This window comes from Corynebacterium gottingense, from assembly GCF_003693265.1.
In the GTDB taxonomy this organism is placed as follows: Bacteria; Actinomycetota; Actinomycetes; order Mycobacteriales; family Mycobacteriaceae; genus Corynebacterium; species Corynebacterium gottingense.
In genome coordinates this window covers 1-2,829 of record NZ_RDRE01000074.1, presented here as the reverse complement: position 1 = coordinate 2,829, position 2,829 = coordinate 1, and the positions used below count along the sequence as shown (strand labels likewise).

General features: G+C 58.3%; 6 protein-coding genes. 3 read left to right on the top strand and 3 right to left on the bottom strand.

Features of this window, described 5'->3' with window-relative positions; all coding sequences use genetic code 11:
- Nucleotides 1-459 precede the first annotated feature (459 nt).
- Both EAW56_RS11545 and cmtR read right to left on the bottom strand, forming a co-directional pair.
- Nucleotides 460-1,062, bottom strand: a complete 603-nt coding sequence (locus EAW56_RS11545) for a cadmium resistance transporter (RefSeq protein ID WP_095535075.1) — start codon at nt 1,060-1,062, stop codon at nt 460-462.
- Entirely contained in the window at nt 1,059-1,418 is a 360-nt protein-coding gene (gene cmtR / locus EAW56_RS11540; RefSeq protein WP_095275948.1) for a Cd(II)/Pb(II)-sensing metalloregulatory transcriptional regulator CmtR, read from the bottom strand. Before cmtR ends, EAW56_RS11545 begins: the two co-directional genes overlap by 4 nt.
- A 103-nt stretch (nt 1,419-1,521) precedes the next feature.
- Between cmtR and EAW56_RS12780 the strand changes: the two genes are divergently transcribed.
- The 3 genes from EAW56_RS12780 to EAW56_RS13155 all read left to right on the top strand — a co-directional run bounded on the left by EAW56_RS12780 (nt 1,522) and on the right by EAW56_RS13155 (nt 2,557).
- Nucleotides 1,522-1,881 (top strand): hypothetical protein, encoded by a 360-nt coding sequence (locus EAW56_RS12780; protein WP_167457437.1) that lies wholly within the window; start codon nt 1,522-1,524, stop codon nt 1,879-1,881.
- Nucleotides 1,882-1,901: 20 nt separating this feature from the next.
- Entirely contained in the window at nt 1,902-2,255 is a 354-nt protein-coding gene (locus tag EAW56_RS13160) for a Shedu anti-phage system protein SduA domain-containing protein (RefSeq protein WP_095535077.1), read from the top strand.
- 74 nt (nt 2,256-2,329) lie between these two features.
- On the top strand, nt 2,330-2,557 hold the full coding sequence (locus EAW56_RS13155) for a Shedu anti-phage system protein SduA domain-containing protein (protein WP_276289700.1): 228 nt from the start codon (nt 2,330-2,332) through the stop codon (nt 2,555-2,557).
- Between the two features lie 179 nt (nt 2,558-2,736).
- Here EAW56_RS13155 and EAW56_RS11525 read toward each other — a convergent pair.
- On the bottom strand, nt 2,737-2,829 hold a 93-nt coding region (locus tag EAW56_RS11525; protein ID WP_147453238.1), incomplete at its 5' end, for an IS3 family transposase.

Genomic DNA, 2,829 nt, shown 5'->3' with positions numbered 1-2,829 from the left:
TGAGGTGTCAACCATCACCCTAGGTGGTTTTCTTGGGCTAAGTGTCAACCATGTCGCGGCTGACCTGTCAACCATCAGGAAGGTTCCCCCAGGCACGCCGTGTCAACTATGTCGTGACTTCGGACACTGTCGGGGACACGCTGTGAAGTGGGGGTTTCACGAAACCTCCTGTCGACCGAAGGAATACGGCCGCGAACACAAAAATGACCCGCTCCGTTCGTTCGGAGGGGTCATTTTTCTTTGTCTGAACGCCGTTCCTGCTCGGGTTATAGCGCGGATTGTTTATGAGCGCGGACCGAGCCGCGGAAGAGTTTCCGTACTCATCTGGTGGCGCGGTTTTTGCAGCCCGTCATAGCGGTCTTGTTGCTGTGATCACGCGGGACTGGCTGCGGGTAGTTGTTGGGGGCTGAACCGAGAGGGGTGCGCCCGGTCAGGACCGTTTGGAACGCTGCCGCTACGTCAGAGCCCGAAGGCTCCGCCACTGACGAGGATCACGATGCCGAGGCCGATGAGAACGACGGGAAAGAGGATGCCCTCCCAGCGTTCGAGCACTTCCGCGATCGGGGGGCGGGTGGCGACGAACTTTGCCAGGGCCACCAGGACCGCAACGAGCGCGAGGAAGATAACACAGTAGGCGACTACTGCGAGAGGTTCCACGCTGAGGAATACAGGGGTGTAGACGCCAATGTTGTCGCCACCGTTGGCAAACGTGACGCCTGCGACTGTCCAAACGCCGACCTTCTTGCCGGCAACCTTGGCCTCGTCGTCATCGTCGTCATCGTCTCCGCGCCAAGCCTCCCATGCGGCCCAGAGGCCGATGCCCAGAGGGATGAGACCAAAGTATGGAATAGCTGCCGGGGGCAAAAATGCTCCGGCGCCGATGGTCACAAGGATCGCGGCGACGAGGATGCCGGCAAATCCGAGGTACTGGCCGGCCATAATGCGCGCGGTTGTGCCGCGCTGGCCTGCCCCTCGTGCGAAGAAGAGAGAGAGCACGATGATGTCGTCGATGTTGGTAGCTGCGAACAGGCCTATCGCCTGCAAGACTGCGGTGAGGATCATGCGCCCTCCCCAGCTGTGTAGCACCCGGGAAGCGAGCAGGCGGGATCGATGCACGGGGCGTCTTCGTCTACTGCCAAGGAGGCATCGACCAATGCAGTCAGCGCCTGCGCCAAGTGCGGATCGGCGATCTCATATCGCGTCCGACGCCCCTCGGGCTCGGAGACGACAATCCCGCAATCGCGCAGACATGCCAGGTGGTTGGACACATTCGGGCGTGTCAGATTCAAAGCTCGAGCCAGTTCCGCCGGGTAAGCGGGATGGTCGAGCAAGGTCAAGATGATCCGCGATCGAGTGGGGTCGGCCAGTGCACGACCCAGGCGGTTCATCACGTCGAGACGTGAAGCAATAGTCAGCATGCACTGAACTATACAGCGAGCACTGAACTAGTCAAATTCCGGGTAGCGGTGCAGCTGTGTGCGCTGCTCAAAGGACAGTGGAAGTGGCAGAGATTCCGGCAAGTTGCGAAAACAGCGTCGCCAGATCAAGGTTCATGTCGTTCGTGAACTGGGCGTAGTTCGGGAAATCCGAATTCAAGCGCGAAGAAAAGACCCGAACGACCCGAAACTTGATGACCTGATCATCTTAAACCGGGAAGGCTCGAACAGAATTATCGACCTGACCCGCAACCTCGATTCGATTCCCGTTAACGGCGAGAAAACCTCCAGGGTTGACGATGACGTTCTCAACCGCATCATCGCCGACCAAAGCGAACTTCAACGGCTGTACAAGCGAGACCCTAAGGCGCTCCAGGCACTCGTAGAAGCCGAGACCTCGGCCGCTGAGATCAAGGGAACTGAAGAACCATCGCGACGTCGTTAACACTATGCAATCGTGGCTCGATGACCACGAAGCGTTTGCCGAAGCGAAAAACGCGGCGGGTGGCGATGAGAAGGCGTGGCAGAACCTTCTCGAAGCCAACCCATGGGTCCTCGGCATTGGTCTCGGAGATAGGGCTCTACACCACTTGGGACGAGGGAAAACTTGAGCAAACAGTTCGCGGAGCAAACCTGCACACTTCCGGGAAACGTGCCGACGCCTTCTTAGTGTCCAACGGCCTGCTGCGTTCAGTGGCGCTGGCAGAGATTAAACACCCGGACACGCCTTTGCTGACACGGGACCAATACCGCAGTGATGTTTACGGGATCAGCCGCGAGTTCTTCGGCGCAGTAGCCCAGGCCAAGAAACGGTTCTAGTCGCCAAAGAGAGCCACGCTAGCTGGATTCCCGAGAGGGACACCGAGGGCGGCAGCACTGGCGACGGTGCGAATTTGGTCGAGCCACGCTCGTTTTTGGTGATCGGCCCCATGAGCGACTTGTGTAGCTCGCAAGGAAACCGGATTGACGCGAAGTTCCGTAGCTTTGAAAGTTTCCGCTCGAACCTTAAGTCACCGGAGGTGCTTACCTTTGACGAACTTGTCGAGCGGGCGCGGTGGGATGTGGAGCTTGCCGAGAAGCGAGAAGGCACGGAGACGGAAGTTCCTGACTTTGAGTTCTAAGACGAAGTTCCTGCTCGCGACATTTGCTTGACTACTGTCGTGTAATCGGAGGAGGAACCCGGTGTAACCGGGGTGTAGCCGCGGATCTGATATAACTGGTCAGGGTGTTTCGTGAAAGCCCCGAAGTCTCGAGACATCGTTCCGGTGAACTGGCCCCCGAAAGTTGGACTGGTTTAACTCTAGGTGGTTAGGGCTTCAAGGGTCTGATTTCGATATTGCATCGGGGTCAGGCCCTTGAGTCGTTGTTGGATGCGTTCGGTGTTGTACCACTG